Origin of the sequence: Pseudomonas akapageensis, from assembly GCF_011355085.1 — a bacterium.
Lineage (GTDB): Bacteria > Pseudomonadota > Gammaproteobacteria > Pseudomonadales > Pseudomonadaceae > Aquipseudomonas > Aquipseudomonas akapageensis.
In genome coordinates, this window is sequence record NZ_VXCP01000035.1 from 92,968 (window position 1) to 108,630 (window position 15,663).

The following is a 15,663-nucleotide window of genomic DNA, read 5'->3' on the forward strand; positions in this document are numbered from 1 at the left end:
ACCTAAGCGAAGTAAAGCAACAACTTTTGCACTGTCAAATCGCCCCACCATCAATTGACGAAAATTTATTCGCCCTTCTGTTTTTCCAGTGCCACCTGATATAGCACGTTCTTGCGCACCCCGGTAATTTCCGCGGCAAGCGCTGCCGCCCGCTTGAGGGGCATTTCAGCGAGCAGCAGATCCAGAATGCGCATGACTTCGCCACTGACGGCCTCATCACTTTCAGGTGCGGTCCAGCCTGCCACCAGGACCACGCATTCGCCGCGCTGCTGATTGCTGTCGGCTTCGACGAACTCGCGAAGTTGCGCAAGCGGCAAACCCTTCAGCGTTTCGAACGTCTTGGTCAATTCTCGCGCCAGCAATGCCGGACGCTCTGCGCCAAAGATAGCCTCCAGGTCCTGCAGGCACTCCAGAATGCGATGTGGCGCTTCGTAGAAAATCAGCGTGCGCGGCTCTTCCTTCAACAACTCCAGACGCGCCCGGCGGCCAGCCGTCTTGGCCGGCAGAAACCCCTCGAAGATGAAGCGATCGGAAGGCAACCCTGCCGCCGACAACGCTGCAATCAAGGCACAGGCTCCCGGGACCGGGACCACGGCAATCCCCGCTGCACGCGCCTGACGCACCAGATGATAGCCAGGATCGGAAATCAGCGGCGTGCCGGCATCGGAAATCAGGGCGACATTGTCACCGGCCTGCAGGCGGGTCAGAAATCGACTGCCCTCGTCGCGCTCGTTGTGCTCATGACAGGCGGCCAACGGCGTATTGATGCCGAAGTGCTGGAGCAAGCGGATCGAATGACGGGTGTCTTCGGCGGCAATCAGCGCCACCTCACTCAGCACCTTGAGGGCCCGGGCACTCATGTCATCCAGGTTACCAATGGGCGTGGCGACCACATAAAGCGTGCCAGCAGTGGAATTCGAAATACCTGGAACAGTCACGACACACACCTGTCTTAATGGTCAAACCGCCATTGTACAGCCTGCGACAAACCCTGCCCTGTAACATTTGCTCGACCAATATGAATGGTTTCACACCAGTAACATCGCGCCCCGGCCAGTGCTTGGGTACAATTGCCCGTTAATTTGATCGAGTATCAGGGACACTTACATGATTGCTTGCCTGCGGCTGCTCTCCGCCCTCTGCCTTGCTGCCTTGCTGGCAGCCTGCGCCAGTTCGCCTTCGTCGAGCCTTGGCGAACTTCCGCGCACCCCGGATGCCAGCATCGAGCAACTGCTCGAGCGAGCAGCCTCCAGCAAAGACCCGGAAGAAGCCAGCCTGCTGCGCCTCAGTGCAGCCGACCAGGCCTATCGGCAAAAGAACTTCGTACAATCGGCGCGCATTCTCGAACAAGTGCCGCTGGATCAACTCAAGCCAGCACAACAGATATTTGCCAGCACCCTGTCCGCCGAACTGGCCATGACTCGCAACCAGCCCAAGGCCGCACTCAGCGCCTTGAGCCACCCGAGCATGGAGCGCCTGGACGAGCTGCCGCCCGAGCAACAGGTCCGCACTCATAGCGTACGTGCCGCCGCACTGGCAGCCGACGGTCAGACCCTGGCTGCCGCCCGGGAACGCATTGCCATCAGCCCGATGCTCAAAGGCAAACAGGCGGCAGCGAACAATGACGCGATCTGGACCCTGGTCGCCTCACTGCCAACCGAGCAACTGCACAGCACCGGCAAGGACGAACTGGCAGGCTGGATGAGCCTTGCCCTGGCCGTGAAAAGCGCCGGCAGTCTGGAACAGCAACAGGCCGCCATCGATAACTGGAAAGCCCAGAACCCCGATCACCCCGCCGCCAGGGAATTGCCCCTGTCGCTGACCAAACTCAAGGAGATGGCCAGCCAGCCACTGACCAAAATCGCCCTGCTGCTGCCCCAGGAAGGCCAGCTTGCCTCGGTAGGCCGCGCCCTGCGCGACGGCTTCATGGCCGCTCACTTCCAGGCCGAACAGGCCGGCCTGAAACCGCCGGTCGTCGAAGTCTTCGACAGCTCGCGACTGACCTCCATGGATGACTTCTACCGCCAGGCCCAGGCTGCCGGCGTGCAACTGGTCGTCGGCCCACTGGAAAAACCCCTGGTCAAGCAACTGAGCAGCCGCCAGACACTGCCGATCACCACATTGGCACTGAACTACAGCGATGCAGGTCAGGCCAGCCCACCCGAACTGTTCCAGTTCGGCCTTGCCGCCGAAGACGAAGCACGCGAAGTGTCCCGCCGCGCCCGCGCAGACGGCATGCATCGCGCCGTGGCACTGGTACCGAAAGGCGAATGGGGCGACCGCGTACTCAAGGCCTTCCGTGAAGACTGGGAAGCCAATGGTGGCACCCTGATCGCCGCCGAACACGTCGACCAGCCAGTGGCCCTGGCCCAGCAGATCGCCGACCTGTTCCAGCTGCGCCAGAGCGAAGGGCGCGCCAAGAGCCTGCAAAGCACCGTCGGTGGTGCCGTCTCGGCGCAACCATCGCGCCGCCAGGACATCGACTTCATCTTCCTCGCCGCCACGCCGCAGCAGGCCCAGCAGATCAAGCCGACCCTGAACTTCCAGTACGCTGGTGACGTTCCCGTCTATGCCACCTCGCACCTGTTCAGCGCCAGCGGCGACCAGGCCCAGTACAACGACATGAACGGCATCCGCTTCTGCGAAACGCCATGGCTGCTCGATACCGGCAACGCCCTGCGCCAACAAGTGGTGCGCCAGTGGCCGCAAGCCGCCAGCAGCCTCGGTCGCCTGTATGCCATGGGCGTCGACGCCTACAGCCTGGCGCCACGCCTGACCCAGCTCAAGGCCCTGCCGGACAACCGCATCGAGGGCATGTCGGGCAGCCTCAGCATGAGCCCGAACCAGCGAATCGAACGTCATCTGCCCTGGGCCGAATTCGAAGGCGGCCAGGTCAAACGCCTGCCGGATACGCCGCGCTGATGCCAGCCGCGCCGCACTTGCACGCCGGCAAGGAAGCCGAGGCCCAGGCCCTGAACTTTCTGAAGGAACAAGGTCTGCGCCTGCTGGCGCAGAACTGGTCATGCAAACGCGGTGAGCTAGATCTGGTCATGCTTGACGGCGATACAGTAGTATTCGCCGAAGTCCGCTACCGGCTGCACGCGCAATGGGGCGGCGCACTCGGTAGCATCGACGCGCGCAAGCGCGAGAAGCTGGTAATTGCCGCACAGTATTTTTTACAGAAGGAATCGCGCTGGGCCAGTCATCCCTGCCGCTTCGACGTGATCGCCCTCGAAGGCACACCGGGTGAGGCCCCCAGGCTGAACTGGTTAAAAAATGCCTTCGATAGCTAATGCCGCACTTTCGGCAGCCGTTACATCCTATCTAAATCAACGTTTTTTGCTCTTTGCTTTGCGGGCTGCACATTCATGTGCCGGGAAGCCTCTGAGAAGACTCAGACAGCGCCCGACCAGCCGCCCTACTTAAGGTCACATTGATGGACATGCAATCCCGAATTCGCCAGCTATTTCAGGCCAGCATCAACACCAAGCAACAGGCGATGGAAGTCCTTGCACCGCACATCGAGCAAGCCAGTCAGGTCATGGTCAATGCACTGCTCAACGAAGGCAAGATGCTTTCCTGCGGCAATGGCGGCTCGGCCGGTGACGCCCAGCACTTCTCTTCAGAGCTGCTCAACCGCTTCGAACGCGAGCGCCCCAGCCTGCCGGCCATTGCCCTGACGACCGACAGCTCGACCATCACCTCGATCGCCAACGATTACAGCTACAACGAAATCTTCTCCAAACAGATCCGTGCACTGGGCCAACCGGGCGATGTGCTGCTGGCGATTTCCACCAGCGGAAACTCGGCGAACATTATTCAAGCGATCCAGGCCGCACATGATCGCGAAATGATTGTCGTAGCAATGACCGGACGCGACGGTGGCGGCATGGCCTCCTTGCTGCTGCCCGAAGATGTCGAGATTCGCGTTCCGGCCAACGTCACCGCACGTATCCAGGAAGTCCACCTGCTGGCGATCCATTGCCTCTGCGATCTGATCGACAGCCAATTGTTCGGGAGTGAAGAATGACCCCTAATCGCATCGGCCTGATGGCCCTGACCCTGTGCCTCGGCCTCAGCGGCTGCAGCTCGATCGTCAACGTCTCGCGCGAAGCCCCGATCGAAGACGATCGCGGCACCCGCACCCTCGGCAGCAAGATCGACGACTCGCTGATCGAAACCAAGGTTGCCGTCAACATCGCCAAGGCCAACCCCGACCTGGACAAGAACTCGCACATCGTCGTGAGCAGTTTCAACGGCGTCGTGCTGCTTGCCGGCCAGGTTCCGCGCCCCGACCTCAAGGCCACGGCCGAACAAGTTGCCAGCTCCGTACAGCGCGTCAAGACGGTCCACAACGAACTGCAGATCCTGCCACCCTCCTCCTTGCTGGCCCGCAATAACGACACCTGGCTGACCACCAAGATCAAGACCCAGATGCTCGCCGACAACAGCATCCCCGGCTCACGGATCAAGATCATCACCGAAAATGGCATCGTCTACATGCTGGGCCTGGTCACCAGGCAGGAAGCCGCCCAGGCGACCAGCCTGGTGCAGGGCGTGTCTGGCGTACAGAAAATCGTCAAGCTGTTCGAATACATCGACTGACGCTTTTCATGCGCCAGGAAAAAAGGCGATCCCTCGGTTCTTTGCAGCGCAGTAATGTGTACTAAAGCCAACGATAGCCCTCGCTTAGAGGGCTATTTTATGCAACAAAATTGTTGTATTTGACAGCTCTAGATCTACTACCTATACCAAATGGACTATTTGGCGAGGGTTGCTAGATGCCGGCAGTGGACGCATATGCAAAGGTCGTGGTCGATAACTCAGGATTTCGAAGTGAAATCCCAGTCCTTCTGACCCAGGAAGGAGTTGTCCTACCCCTTCTGGACTATCTGCTAAACAAAGCGAATGAGCGCAGCCATGCCTGGCAACACAACGTCGTCATCGCGGCAAAGCTGCTGCTTGAGTACATGGAAGCCAATCAGGGCAATTTCTCAGACCCTACCACCCTGTTTCAGTCATTCGCGACTCGCCTCTATACCGGCACCATTGGCGATGACGGCCTTGATCCCTCCGGTTTGTATTGGATACCAGCCAGTACTGCCATGGCCAATCGGCACCTCAATGCTCTCAAAGGGTTGACCGATTACTTGGCTGATCATGAGGGCGTTCAGCACATGAACCCCTTGGTGACCGCCAATAGCTACGACCAGCGCCTGAACTATGCCGCTTGGTATCGCCGCAACCAGAACGATTTTCTTGGTCACATCAAGGATAAGACGGTCAACGAAACCGTCCAAAAAGCGCGCAACGTCAGGGGAAGACGTAAGCTGAGCAACACCGACGATGATGCTGTTGCCTTTCCTGAGCGGTTATTCGAACGTTTTTATCTGGAGGGAGTAGGCGGCGCACATGATCGACGTTGCGCCGTCCGCGACCAGCTCATCACCATGATGATGCACGGTGCTGGCTTGCGCGAAAGCGAGCCTTTGCATCTTTGGATTCAGGATGTACTGATCGACCCGCATGACCTCAAGAGAGCTCTCGTCCGCGTCTACCATCCCGAAGAAGGTAAGGCGCCCGAAGACTGGAAGAGTCGGACAGGAAAGACGAACCGCTCGGCCTATCTGCGAGAAAAGCACGTCCTAGCTCCGCGTAACAAGCTCAGGGGCACCAAAGCTGTAGGTTGGAAAGTTCGGACTCACGACCACAGCGACTTCTACATCCAATTGCACTGGTTTCCAACTGACTTTGGTCGACTGTTCCTGAAGCTTTGGAAAGAGCACCTGTTTTACCTAGCGAGCATCGACCGCCACCATCCCTACGCATTCGTTTCCTATGAACAGGACTCTTTGGGTCAGCCCTACACCCTGAATGCGTTCAACAAAAACTACGCAGCCGCGATGGCCAGGGTTGGGCTATCCACATCCAAGGTCGAGGGTCGCTCACCCCATGGACACCGTCATGCTTTCGGTCGCCGGCTCACCCGAGCAGGCGTTGATCCGGTGATACGCAAGAAAGCGCTGCATCATTCATCGCTTGAGTCGCAGGTCGTCTATACGGCTCCCGGCATAGCTGATGTGAGCCAAGCGCTGGATCAAGCGAGCAAACGCTTAGATGAGCATCCTGCAGATAGCCGACTCATTCAGACCTTCAGTAACTGGGATGAGGTCATAAATACTGGGTTCGAAGACATCGATCCAATAGGCCTACTCTCGGGGCCAAACGCTAAACTCAGGAAGGTCTGACATGGGAAAGGGAAAGGGAAAGGAAAAAAAGTATAATGGCCGCAATAGTGATCTAACTTTTTCTTGGTTAACGCGAGATCATGGCGAGCATTGGGAAGAATGGCGAGTGCTTTTTTCGGGCTGGATAAATACGCAACACCAAGCTCTTAGTCAAAAGTTGACCTCGATCAGTTTTTTTGCATTGAATTTTTTGCAAAAGATACCCATGGGGCATCAACCTGCCTCCTTGTTTCAAGCAAGCAGGAAAAGCTTACTACCAGATCTTGAAAGCTTGATTTCGGAAGGTCGAAATAGCGTAATTGCGCGCATACAAAATCATATTTTTCACTTGATCAATTGGGTGATTGCTGAACAATTTTCCGAACCAAACGACGAGGGTCGGATGATTCCGTTGGTGGCTAATCCCTTTGGAATGGCCAGCACCAGTGGCATGCCTTACACGGAATCGGTGCATAACCCGCTGCCGTATGCATACATCAAGGAATTGCGTGAAATTTTATGCCCTCAACCATTTGGTGATTTCGGCGACTGGGTCTGGGCGCAACAGGCAACAGGCCAAGAGCGCTCCGATGGTAGATCAGCAGCGTTAACCGGCGACTGGTTCGAGGTCGATCCTTCCTTGATCGATACTAACGATCCTGACTGTGTGTGGCGAGTGCGCACCATAGGTCGCCGCAATGCTGGAAAGAGGATTTCAGTTCAAACTCACGAGATCTGGTCGCCCATTCGTGCAGTGGCAATCTTGGTCAAGCTTCACCTTCCATTACGCACCTTTCAGGTTCGCTTTCTCGACTCGGGCGAGGCCGATACTTGGCGCTACGAAGAAGGCAAATGGGTGATCAATAAACGGCACTCATTCAAAAATGGCAGCGAAAAAAATCCTTGGAACCGAGGAATATTCCGTCGCATTGTTGACCGTGACATTGGCGATGTCATGACCGGACTGTACATAAGTACCAACAAGACCGCAGATCAGAATAAAGACGAGCGCGAACGTGGCTATACCATCCCTTGGCAGCATGCTGAAGTGCTGCATTGGCTAGAAAAACTGCGAAACTGGCAAGAGAAGTATAATCCAATTGTTCAGCCAACCCCATGCACGGAGCTGGAAAGTAAGCATTTCGGCTATGCCACGTCAGAACAGCAACAACGTGATATGGGGGCCATCTCGTTCCTGTTTCGCGACGCTTGCGCCAAGGGCCTAGATCGTTGCAAACCCATAGGAAAAAATAATCTTGAAGTGATTTGGTATCGATTGCTTAGCACTTTGGAAGACCGGGTCGCGTCACGTGGACAAACCCTTAGTGACGGCACTCGATTGCGTTTTGTGAAAGATTATGGGGAGAAATATGGAGGGAGAAAGACAGCCACCGAATTTCCGCTACATAGTCTGCGAGTATCACTGCTGACCTGCTTTGCAATGGAGGGCAAGGTGCCAATGCCCGCACTGTCCAAGCTCCTTGCAGGGCACTCGCGACTAATCATGACGCTCTATTACACGAAACCAACTCCGGCGATGATGACCAAAGCGTTGGACGCGGCCAGTCTCAAAATTGAGGCCGCACAAGACGATAGCTTGCGTACATTCCTCCGTGATGCAGAGATGCGCCAGATCAAGGGAAAAGTTGCTTACCGTGACGCGGCATCCTTGGAAGCTGCATTAGCAAACCGAAATCCTATCGGCTGGGAACATCGCCATGTTGGCATTTGCCTAGTCGGCGGCAACACTACTAAGTCGGACGAAATCGGGTCTGTCGGCGGTTGCTGGAACGGGGGTGAGTTCATGTATTCAAGGGGCAAAGGTCTGGATTCTTACGGCCCTGTCCCCAACGGCCCAGAAAATTGCACTCGTTGCCGTTGGCTTGCAACCGACGCACGGTATCTGGACGCGCTGCGAGCGCAGTTCAATAACCAGAGCTACAAGGCTTCTATGGCTGCCAACTTGGCGGTTGAGCATGAGCAGGTACGAGACATCTTACTTGACGCTCGATACCGCGCAACAGAAGAGGGGCGACCTTTCCTGCAGCAGCATGAGTTGCAGGAGGCCGAGCGGCGCTATGAAAAACAAATTGTCCTTGCCGATCAGTACGCCAAGGACATGATCGCCACCTTCCAACTGATCGCTCGCTTGATTGCCATTGAAGAGGGGCGTGCCGAAGGCGACAACGCCACCAAACTCGTGGCTGTCGGAAGCATGCAGGACATTCATCAGCCCATCAGCCTCATCGAAACCAGTTCAGAGCTGCTGCAGTTGGCCCAAATCTGCGAAGACGCAGAAGTCTATCCCGACCTCGCCGATGACGTTCGCAAGACGCCTGCTATCGAAAAACGCTCACGGGCGCTCAACAACATGCTGATGCGCAATGGCTACACACCGCTTTTCATGCAGATGGACGAGCGCATGCAACTCATTGCCGGCAACGCCATGATGCGAGCGATGGCCCGCAAGGCATCGCCAAATGACCAATTGGAAGGCTTCACCTACATCTCTGGGGTGCTGGAAGCTGGACAGCTCATGAAATTGCTCCCGGAAGGCATCACAGCCCTGGAAGAGGTTTATCAGGGCTCAGTGACTAAGCTGTCTGAACTGATCGCCACCTCATCGAAAGCCACTTTGGAGGTCAGGCCATGATCGATGCTCAGGCGATCTTTGAAGACCTCAAATCGCAAGCCTCAACCCGACAGGCGAAGTCACTCAGCGCTCTCAATGACGTGCTGAAGGTTCAGCACGCAGCAGGTGAACGGAATTTCTCCATTGCAGAAATCGCGCGCCTTTCGGCTCAAAAGGGAGGCCCTAGCGCCCAGACCATTCGCAACAAAACAGGGCTTGTGTTTCGGCAGCTCATCGAAGCATGGGCTGCTCAGGCCGGCGCTTCGATGAAGGCCCCAATCAACCCGCAAGCCAAGGGCAACCGGGTTCCGAAGGATTACGAGCTGCTTGAGCGCCTGTCAGATCCCGCTATGCGAGCCATCTTTGGCCAGATCATTGCCGAGCGCAACCGCTTCCGGAATGAGCTCAACACCCTTAAGGCTAACAGCGAGCTGATTGTCGATAGGCGCCCCGTGCAGCACGTTGAGCCGCCAATTCAAAGCGGTGTCGTTCAACTCGTGCATACACTGAATCTCAATGACATGGAGGTCGAAGCGCTGAAGGCGGCTATTTCGGATGAGTTTTTCGAGCGCCGGGAATGGATTGTCAGTGCAGCCGGCCAAGTCAAGGACGAAAACAAGCGAGAAATCTACAAACATGGCTACGTGAATGCCATCAAGAAGGTTCTCAAGGAGGTCTGACCATGGCCAGCGGACAACAGGTAGCCGAACAGAATCTGAAGGCATTCATTGCTTGGTCGACATCGAAGTCGGACGATGACTTTCGTGAGTATGTCCATCGAGGCAAACTCAATCGCTCTGAGGTCGCCGCCGAATGTGGTTTCGGCAAAAGCGCACTCATACAGAATCCTGCTATCAAAAGCGCGCTGGAAGCGCTTGAGGCCCGGCTTAAGAAAACTGGCGTACTGCCTGATCAAAATGCTGCGGATTCGCTTTCCAGCCAAGAGCCGCCAATGCGTGATCGGGAAGCCAAGCAACGCCATCAGGATGGCCAGCGACTGAATTCCTTGGAATACGAAAACGCGTCTCTGCGTGCCGAGTTAACCCAAGCCAAAGCCCTGCTTGAGCGCTACAAGCTGATGTCTTCCTTTCTGGAAGAAACCGGACGGCTGCCACGATGAATGCCCCGTCCCCCAAACTGCTCAATGCCACGGTTCGCATCACTCGCATGCGGTCGAAGAGCCGCCATGGCTGTATCGCCTTCGGCCACCGTGTTGACCTCGCAACTGGCCTCAACGACCGCGCCACTGCGCTGGTGATCAGCGTTCCCAGCACCATCACTGAGCCGGGAAACATCTCCGTTGGGGGCATCTACGAGGTCTATGGTGAGGCTCGGAGCATCCAACATGCCCATGGCTCCCACACCGTCACGGAAACGCAGATCGAGGTTCAGGACATTTACCTGGTTCGCCCTTCTGGAAGCCAGGTGATCCAGTGGATCGCTGATCATGTGACCGGCATCCGCGAAGTCAAAGCCACCAAGCTCTGGGACGCCCATGGCGAGTGGCTGTATGACGTACTGGATGGTCGAGATCATGACGCTGTGCAGTCCATCTTACCGTCTGAGCACGTGCGTACCGGTCTGTTCGAAAAATGGGCCGAAGACGGCGACTCCAAGACTCTCCGTTTCGTCCAGGATCGCGATATACCGCTGGATCTGGCACGAAAGGTCATCAAGTTCCACAAGAAGAACACCATCGCCGCACTGATCGACGACCCCTATCGGCTTCTAAGCTTCGAAGGGAGCTGGAAACGGGTCGACGGCATTGCCCGAGCTAAGTTCGATGTTGCCCTGGACGACTCGCGCAGGTTGGCTGCCGCCCTGGAGGAGGCCCTGTATCGGGTGGCGGACAAGGGACACACCTGTGCCACCTTGAAAGATCTTCTAGGTACGGTCAGTCGGCTGGTCAATCCCTATTCTGCCCATGAGACGGCCTTGTCCAAGGCGCTTCTTCAAGGTAAGACTGCAGGCCAATTCGTCACCCGTCTAGCGGCCAACGGTGATCTGCTGTTGCACGCCCCCGGCGCCTTTCTCATGGAGCGTCAGTGCGCCGAGTTCATCCACGAGTTGTTCCGCAATCCTGACACTCAGCGGCAGTTGTTCCCGACCGACATTGACGCCGTGATTGGTGACTTCGAGCGCGAAGAGCGGATGCACCTTGGCATTCCAGACTTTGCACTGAATGACGCCCAGAAGGCAGCGATCAAGATTTCGTTTGAAAACCGCTTCAGCATCATCACAGGCGGAGCCGGTGTCGGTAAAACCACGGTACTGAAGGCGCTCTACCGGGTATTGGACACCCTTGGTAGACCATGCTTCCAAATGGCCCTGTCGGGCCGCGCAACGGCCCGCATGACGGAGGCGACTCACAGGGACGCCATTACCATCGCCGGTTTCCTACGCCGCGTCAGTGACGAAGATGTGGGGCCTGCCCCGATTATCGTCATCGACGAAGCCTCAATGCTTGATCTTGTGTCCTTCCACCGGCTTGTCTGCAAGCTGCCAGCCGGCACTCATTTGATCCTGGTGGGAGACCCGTATCAACTTCCGCCGATTGGTGCGGGCCTCGTCCTGCATGTGTTGTGTGAGCTGCCAGGCATACCGATGACCCAGCTCACCGAGGTCAAACGCCAGGCCAAGGAGTCTGCTATCCCCGCTGCAGCCAAGGCGATCCGGGAGGGCCGTTGGCCGGCGTTCTCAGCAGATGCAGCTGGGGAAGTGGTTATCATCCCTTGTTCCGATGAACAGATCATTCCGACCGTGCTCAAGTTCTACGAACAGGATCGCGACAGCACACAGATACTTGCAGCCACACGCTCCTGCCCATTTGCCGGAGTGGAAGCCATCAATCGGATCTGTCACGTGCGTTACGCTGGCCACGGTCGACACTTGATGGCCATCAACCCGGAAACCGGCGATGTCGAAGCGACCGGCTTTTGCGAGGGCGATCTGCTGCTGTACACCGCTAATAGCTGGCAGCGAAACCTGCAGAACGGTTCGCTGGGTAAGCTCATTGAGGTCTTTGATAAGCCCCAAAACATCAACCTGGGTGATGATGAAAGCCCTGACATCCGAATAGCGTTGGGTCGAGCCATCTACGAAGGTGTTGAGCACTACGTCCTCGACAGCGACGTGGACGTGATCCAGCACGCTTATGCGATCACCGTTCACAAAGGCCAGGGTAGTCAGTTCAGGCGGGTGATTGTGCCGATACGCAAATCGCGGGTGCTGGATCGCACCTTCATTTACACGGCCACCTCACGGGCAGAGGTTCAGGTGATTCTGGTTGGGGACATTGATGCAGTGAAACAGGCGGTCGCGCTGCCGCCGAAGGCATTTGGTCGGCAGGTTGGGCTCGGCGAAATGTTAATTACCGGAAAATAACCCCCCCTTTATTATCAGGAGGTTGATGGTGTCTTACTGTATACGCTTATGTGTACTTAGCAGTATGGGGTTCACTGCCAATACCGATGTACAGTTGATCTAGCCAATCCGAGCTTGTGTGCTACCTCTGCCTGACTCAATCCTGAAGCCTTAAGCTCTCTCACGGCCTGGGCATTCTTAGCATTGCCTGGTTTCCCCGGAGCCCGTTTTTTCAGTTCTTTGCCCACAAACTGGCTTCTGAAAAGCTCCTCCCCCCCCTCTGCTCTGAACGAGGCTAACTGAGCTCGTGCTCGCTCTATGGTGGCTTCAGTAGGTTCGCCATTCTGGATAGCTACGCAGAGGGCCAACAGGGCGACAGGATCGAACTGAAGTGAATTTGAAAGCTCAATCAGCTTTTCAAGCGTGATGCTGTGCCTTCCTTGCTCAAGGTTGCCGATACTGGATTTTGCAATGACATCTGCCAAGTCCCCGTAGTCGACGCCCCGAATAGTCCGGATTGCTCTGATCGCCCCGGCAATCTCTTTCTTGAGCGACATGATCTGTCCTAAAAACGAGGATAGAGCCATAACGCCGTCGTTCCGATAAACCCAAATAGCTGGTAGTATTGGAATTTCAGGGTGCTACCTCTTCTGAGCTATTGCACGTAGTCATAAGCACAAGAGTTTTTCAGGCAGATCGCAGGAGGCTTCAGTGTGATTCAGCACCGAACATATCACATGTATTGTCAGAGGCTTTTTGAATGGAACTCGAAGAAATCCAAGCAGCCAGTGAGCTCCTATCCACCCCTGGCAAACTACGCCCTGGATCTGGAGAAACCCAAGAAACGTTAATCCGCCTAGCGCAAACCCGCTTCCCAAACAAAGGCTTTTGCATCGTCCAGCAGTGGACGATTGTTCGCGGGGTAGCAAGCGATGAGGATCTGACCAAAATTCACGTCCATGGCCACCTGCCGCTCTTTGTGTTCGCCGAGAAAGTCATTCTGGATAGCCGTGGGCGCTTCGATTACGGAAATTGGGTGCGCAGCACCATGGCCATCTCGTTTCAAGATGGCTTTCTCTTTGAAACCAAAAACACTGTGTACGTTTTGATGGGGGACGGCGACGAAAGGTCAGCCAGTCTCGCCGCGATTCTGTCTCTTTATCAATGATGTCAGCTGCAACGTCAGTCTGTAGATCTACTGGAATATGAAATGTTTAGAAGTCATGAAACGGTCGCTTTTGGTACTCCTAATGCATTCGGAGATGGATACTCGAACTGGCGGATGTTTGAGCGTCACTTAGCTCATCCTTGGTATCACGTCGTCCTTGAAGAGTGCTTGGATGGCAAGGTATGGCCACGCTCCATGATGATTAGTGACGTCGATATGCTTGAAGAAATACTTTCTCAACAAACCAGCGAGTTTCTCGTTACGGAGATTCAGGTCGTCACGCCCGGCTGGATGAACAAAACTGGTAAGTGGAAGATGGAAAAGCTTTCGGGGCTGTTGGTCGGATATGACTCTAGTGGCACTCGTGTTTGCCTTCACAACATTGGCGACGAAAAGGCTTATACCGATGCCCCAGGCCGTCTTATTGAGGCTCACTCTCTCAAAGGGCTTCGAGTGATTTTTTAATCCGAGGTCGTAAATCGCAGCCGCTCCTTGCAAGGCGAGGCGTGCTCGGAGGCCAACCGCCGCAGCGGTATCCAATGTACAACTAAATCGAAACTGGTTGTCTGCCATGAAAATCCAGATTTACTCTGACCTGCATCTTGAATTCTCGCCGTTCGAACCGCCGTCGAACGACGCTGACATTGTGGTTTTGGCGGGCGACATCGATGTTCAGATGAGGGGTGTGAAATGGGCGAACATTACCTTCGACTGTCCTGTCGTCTACTGCTGTGGCAATCATGAGCATTACAAAGGACACATCGATCACACTCTGCGCAAGATGCGCCTCGCTGCCGCACCGCATGTCAATGTCCTTGAGAACCAAGTCTGGATACATGACCAAACCCGTTTTTTGGTGACAACGGGGTGGACGGATTTTTCCTCGACAGGAGACGTCACGGCGGCGGTCATGACTTGCGGGCAGTGGATGAATGACTTCAGGGTGATCAGAGCCGATGCGAGCTTTCGCCGGCTACGCCCAGCAGACGTGATTGAGCGAAACCGCATTGCTTTTGACTTCCTGGTTAACGAGCTCGCTAAGCCGTTTGAAGGCAAGACCGTCGTTGTTACGCATCATTGTCCAATCTCGGAAGTAGCCGGCGAGAAGCATGACGGCCATTTGAACGCGGCATATTCCAACAGGTGGCACGCGCTTCTGGAAAAAGCAGACATTTGGATTTTCGGACATACGCATCACGCCATAGATATCGAGCTAGTCGGATGCCGGCTCATCTCTAATCCTCGTGGATACCCTGGGGAGGGCACAGGTTTCATTTCAGATTTCACCATTGAAATCTGATCGCTTATGAAGGGGTAATCAGGGTGTACTTGATCAAAACCTTCGGAGCAGAGCTGTCCGACTTCAGATTGCACAGATTGCCAGCAGTCATAGAACGAGCGCGAGCTGCCATTGCTGATCAAAGCGTTGTCGGGTATCTGCTCTGTGCGCTGGAGCGACCTCCGCGGATGGCCAACCCTAGCGGCTAAACCACCCGAGCCTGGCTCAAGCTTTAGGGCAGGTTGTTACAAACGGCTGATGGCTGTTTAGGGATGTGTAGGAGCCTCAACTCTGACCAGTTGCGCTAGAAGCGGGTGGGTGGCTCCCCCGCTCTATTACGCGTCGAGCTCTTTTTATAGGGAGCTATTCATTGAGTGCTAGCCATCTAGCGGTTATGTCATGAACGTCCTCGTTTCCGAAAGGTGCGTTTGACCAACCTTCCGCAAAACTGATGTCATGTGAATCTGGCAATTGGTTTTGATCGAGCGCCCTGATTCTAACTCGAGCCGGCAACGCTGCTGCTTCACCAACAAATATGGCCTCACGTCTAGCCAGGGACGACAAGATCTTCGTTATGCCTGCAAGCGAATCAGGTAGAAACTTAGACACATGTTCTTGATCTCTACCGTTAGTAAGACGGAGCACTACCCATGAGTTGCATTGAGAAAGCACGGTGCTCTCCACGTCAGAAGGACGCTGCGAAACCAGCATCAATCCGAGCCCATATTTGCGGCCTTCTTTGGCGATTCGACGTACAGCATCCTGTGCTTCTCTGTATTGCGCTTCGCCCCTATCTGGAACATAACGGTGGGCTTCTTCACATACAATCAGCAGCGGATCGACGTTACGCTGAGCCTTTGTCTGCCATACCTTATAGCTAAATAAGAGCCTGCAAATCATGGCGGCCAGTGTGCCAGCTACCTCATTGGGCGCACCTGATACATCCACAAGCTTGAGCGTGCTGCCATTCGCTCTGGACTTGCCCCTGCAAAAC

15 protein-coding genes are annotated in these 15,663 nt (G+C 55.6%); 12 read left to right on the forward strand and 3 right to left on the reverse strand.

The window, feature by feature from the left end:
* Nucleotides 1-65: 65 nt before the first annotated feature.
* Nucleotides 66-938 carry a 16S rRNA (cytidine(1402)-2'-O)-methyltransferase gene (gene rsmI / locus F2S13_RS21165; protein WP_166364429.1) on the reverse strand — a complete coding sequence of 291 codons (873 nt, stop codon included), beginning with the start codon at nucleotides 936-938 and terminating at the stop codon, nucleotides 66-68.
* A 169-nt stretch (nucleotides 939-1,107) separates the two neighbouring features.
* Here rsmI and F2S13_RS21170 point away from each other — a divergent pair, with 169 nt between their 5' ends.
* From F2S13_RS21170 to F2S13_RS21210, 9 genes are all read left to right on the forward strand, one after another.
* The gene (locus F2S13_RS21170) at nucleotides 1,108-2,922 is read left to right on the forward strand and encodes a penicillin-binding protein activator (protein WP_166364431.1); all 1,815 of its coding nucleotides are present in this window, start codon (nucleotides 1,108-1,110) and stop codon (nucleotides 2,920-2,922) included.
* Nucleotides 2,922-3,293, forward strand: coding sequence for a YraN family protein (locus F2S13_RS21175; RefSeq protein ID WP_166364433.1), 372 nt, complete (start codon nucleotides 2,922-2,924; stop codon nucleotides 3,291-3,293). The genes F2S13_RS21170 and F2S13_RS21175 overlap by 1 nt, the downstream gene beginning before the upstream one ends.
* Nucleotides 3,294-3,436: 143 nt before the next feature.
* Nucleotides 3,437-4,030, forward strand: coding sequence for a phosphoheptose isomerase (locus F2S13_RS21180; protein ID WP_166364435.1), 594 nt, complete (start codon nucleotides 3,437-3,439; stop codon nucleotides 4,028-4,030).
* A complete protein-coding gene (locus tag F2S13_RS21185) occupies nucleotides 4,027-4,605 on the forward strand; it encodes a BON domain-containing protein (protein ID WP_166364437.1) in 579 nt (192 codons plus the stop codon). Before F2S13_RS21180 ends, F2S13_RS21185 begins: the two co-directional genes overlap by 4 nt.
* 176 nt (nucleotides 4,606-4,781) lie before the next feature.
* Nucleotides 4,782-6,248: a gamma-mobile-trio recombinase GmtY gene (gene gmtY / locus F2S13_RS21190; RefSeq protein WP_166364439.1), complete on the forward strand. Its 1,467-nt coding sequence runs from the start codon at nucleotides 4,782-4,784 to the stop codon at nucleotides 6,246-6,248.
* Between the two features lies 1 nt (nucleotide 6,249).
* On the forward strand, nucleotides 6,250-8,880 hold the full coding sequence (gene gmtZ / locus F2S13_RS21195) for a gamma-mobile-trio integrase GmtZ (RefSeq protein ID WP_166364441.1): 2,631 nt from the start codon (nucleotides 6,250-6,252) through the stop codon (nucleotides 8,878-8,880).
* On the forward strand, nucleotides 8,877-9,539 hold the full coding sequence (gene gmtX / locus F2S13_RS21200; protein ID WP_166364443.1) for a gamma-mobile-trio protein GmtX: 663 nt from the start codon (nucleotides 8,877-8,879) through the stop codon (nucleotides 9,537-9,539). Before gmtZ ends, gmtX begins: the two co-directional genes overlap by 4 nt.
* Nucleotides 9,540-9,541: 2 nt before the next feature.
* Complete coding sequence (locus F2S13_RS21205; RefSeq protein ID WP_166364445.1) at nucleotides 9,542-9,979, forward strand: VPA1267 family protein; 438 nt, start codon at nucleotides 9,542-9,544, stop codon at nucleotides 9,977-9,979.
* The gene (locus tag F2S13_RS21210; RefSeq protein WP_166364447.1) at nucleotides 9,976-12,243 is read left to right on the forward strand and encodes an AAA family ATPase; all 2,268 of its coding nucleotides are present in this window, start codon (nucleotides 9,976-9,978) and stop codon (nucleotides 12,241-12,243) included. Before F2S13_RS21205 ends, F2S13_RS21210 begins: the two co-directional genes overlap by 4 nt.
* Nucleotides 12,244-12,314: 71 nt before the next feature.
* Here the strand turns inward: F2S13_RS21210 and F2S13_RS21215 are convergent, their stop codons facing one another.
* A complete protein-coding gene (locus F2S13_RS21215; protein WP_166364449.1) occupies nucleotides 12,315-12,779 on the reverse strand; it encodes a helix-turn-helix domain-containing protein in 465 nt (154 codons plus the stop codon).
* A gap of 203 nt (nucleotides 12,780-12,982) precedes the next feature.
* On the opposite strand from F2S13_RS21215, the gene F2S13_RS21220 reads away from it, so the two are divergent.
* The 3 genes from F2S13_RS21220 (at nucleotide 12,983) to F2S13_RS21230 (ending at nucleotide 14,690) form a co-directional block, all read left to right on the forward strand.
* Nucleotides 12,983-13,390 carry a DUF6957 family protein gene (locus F2S13_RS21220; RefSeq protein ID WP_166364450.1) on the forward strand — a complete coding sequence of 136 codons (408 nt, stop codon included), beginning with the start codon at nucleotides 12,983-12,985 and terminating at the stop codon, nucleotides 13,388-13,390.
* A 42-nt stretch (nucleotides 13,391-13,432) separates the two neighbouring features.
* Nucleotides 13,433-13,855, forward strand: coding sequence for a hypothetical protein (locus F2S13_RS21225; RefSeq protein ID WP_166364451.1), 423 nt, complete (start codon nucleotides 13,433-13,435; stop codon nucleotides 13,853-13,855).
* Nucleotides 13,856-13,961: 106 nt separating this feature from the next.
* Nucleotides 13,962-14,690 carry a metallophosphoesterase gene (locus tag F2S13_RS21230; protein ID WP_166364452.1) on the forward strand — a complete coding sequence of 243 codons (729 nt, stop codon included), beginning with the start codon at nucleotides 13,962-13,964 and terminating at the stop codon, nucleotides 14,688-14,690.
* 342 nt (nucleotides 14,691-15,032) lie between these two features.
* Here the strand turns inward: F2S13_RS21230 and F2S13_RS21235 are convergent.
* Nucleotides 15,033-15,663: ATP-binding protein (locus F2S13_RS21235; RefSeq protein ID WP_166364453.1), on the reverse strand; the 631-nt coding region annotated here is incomplete at its 5' end.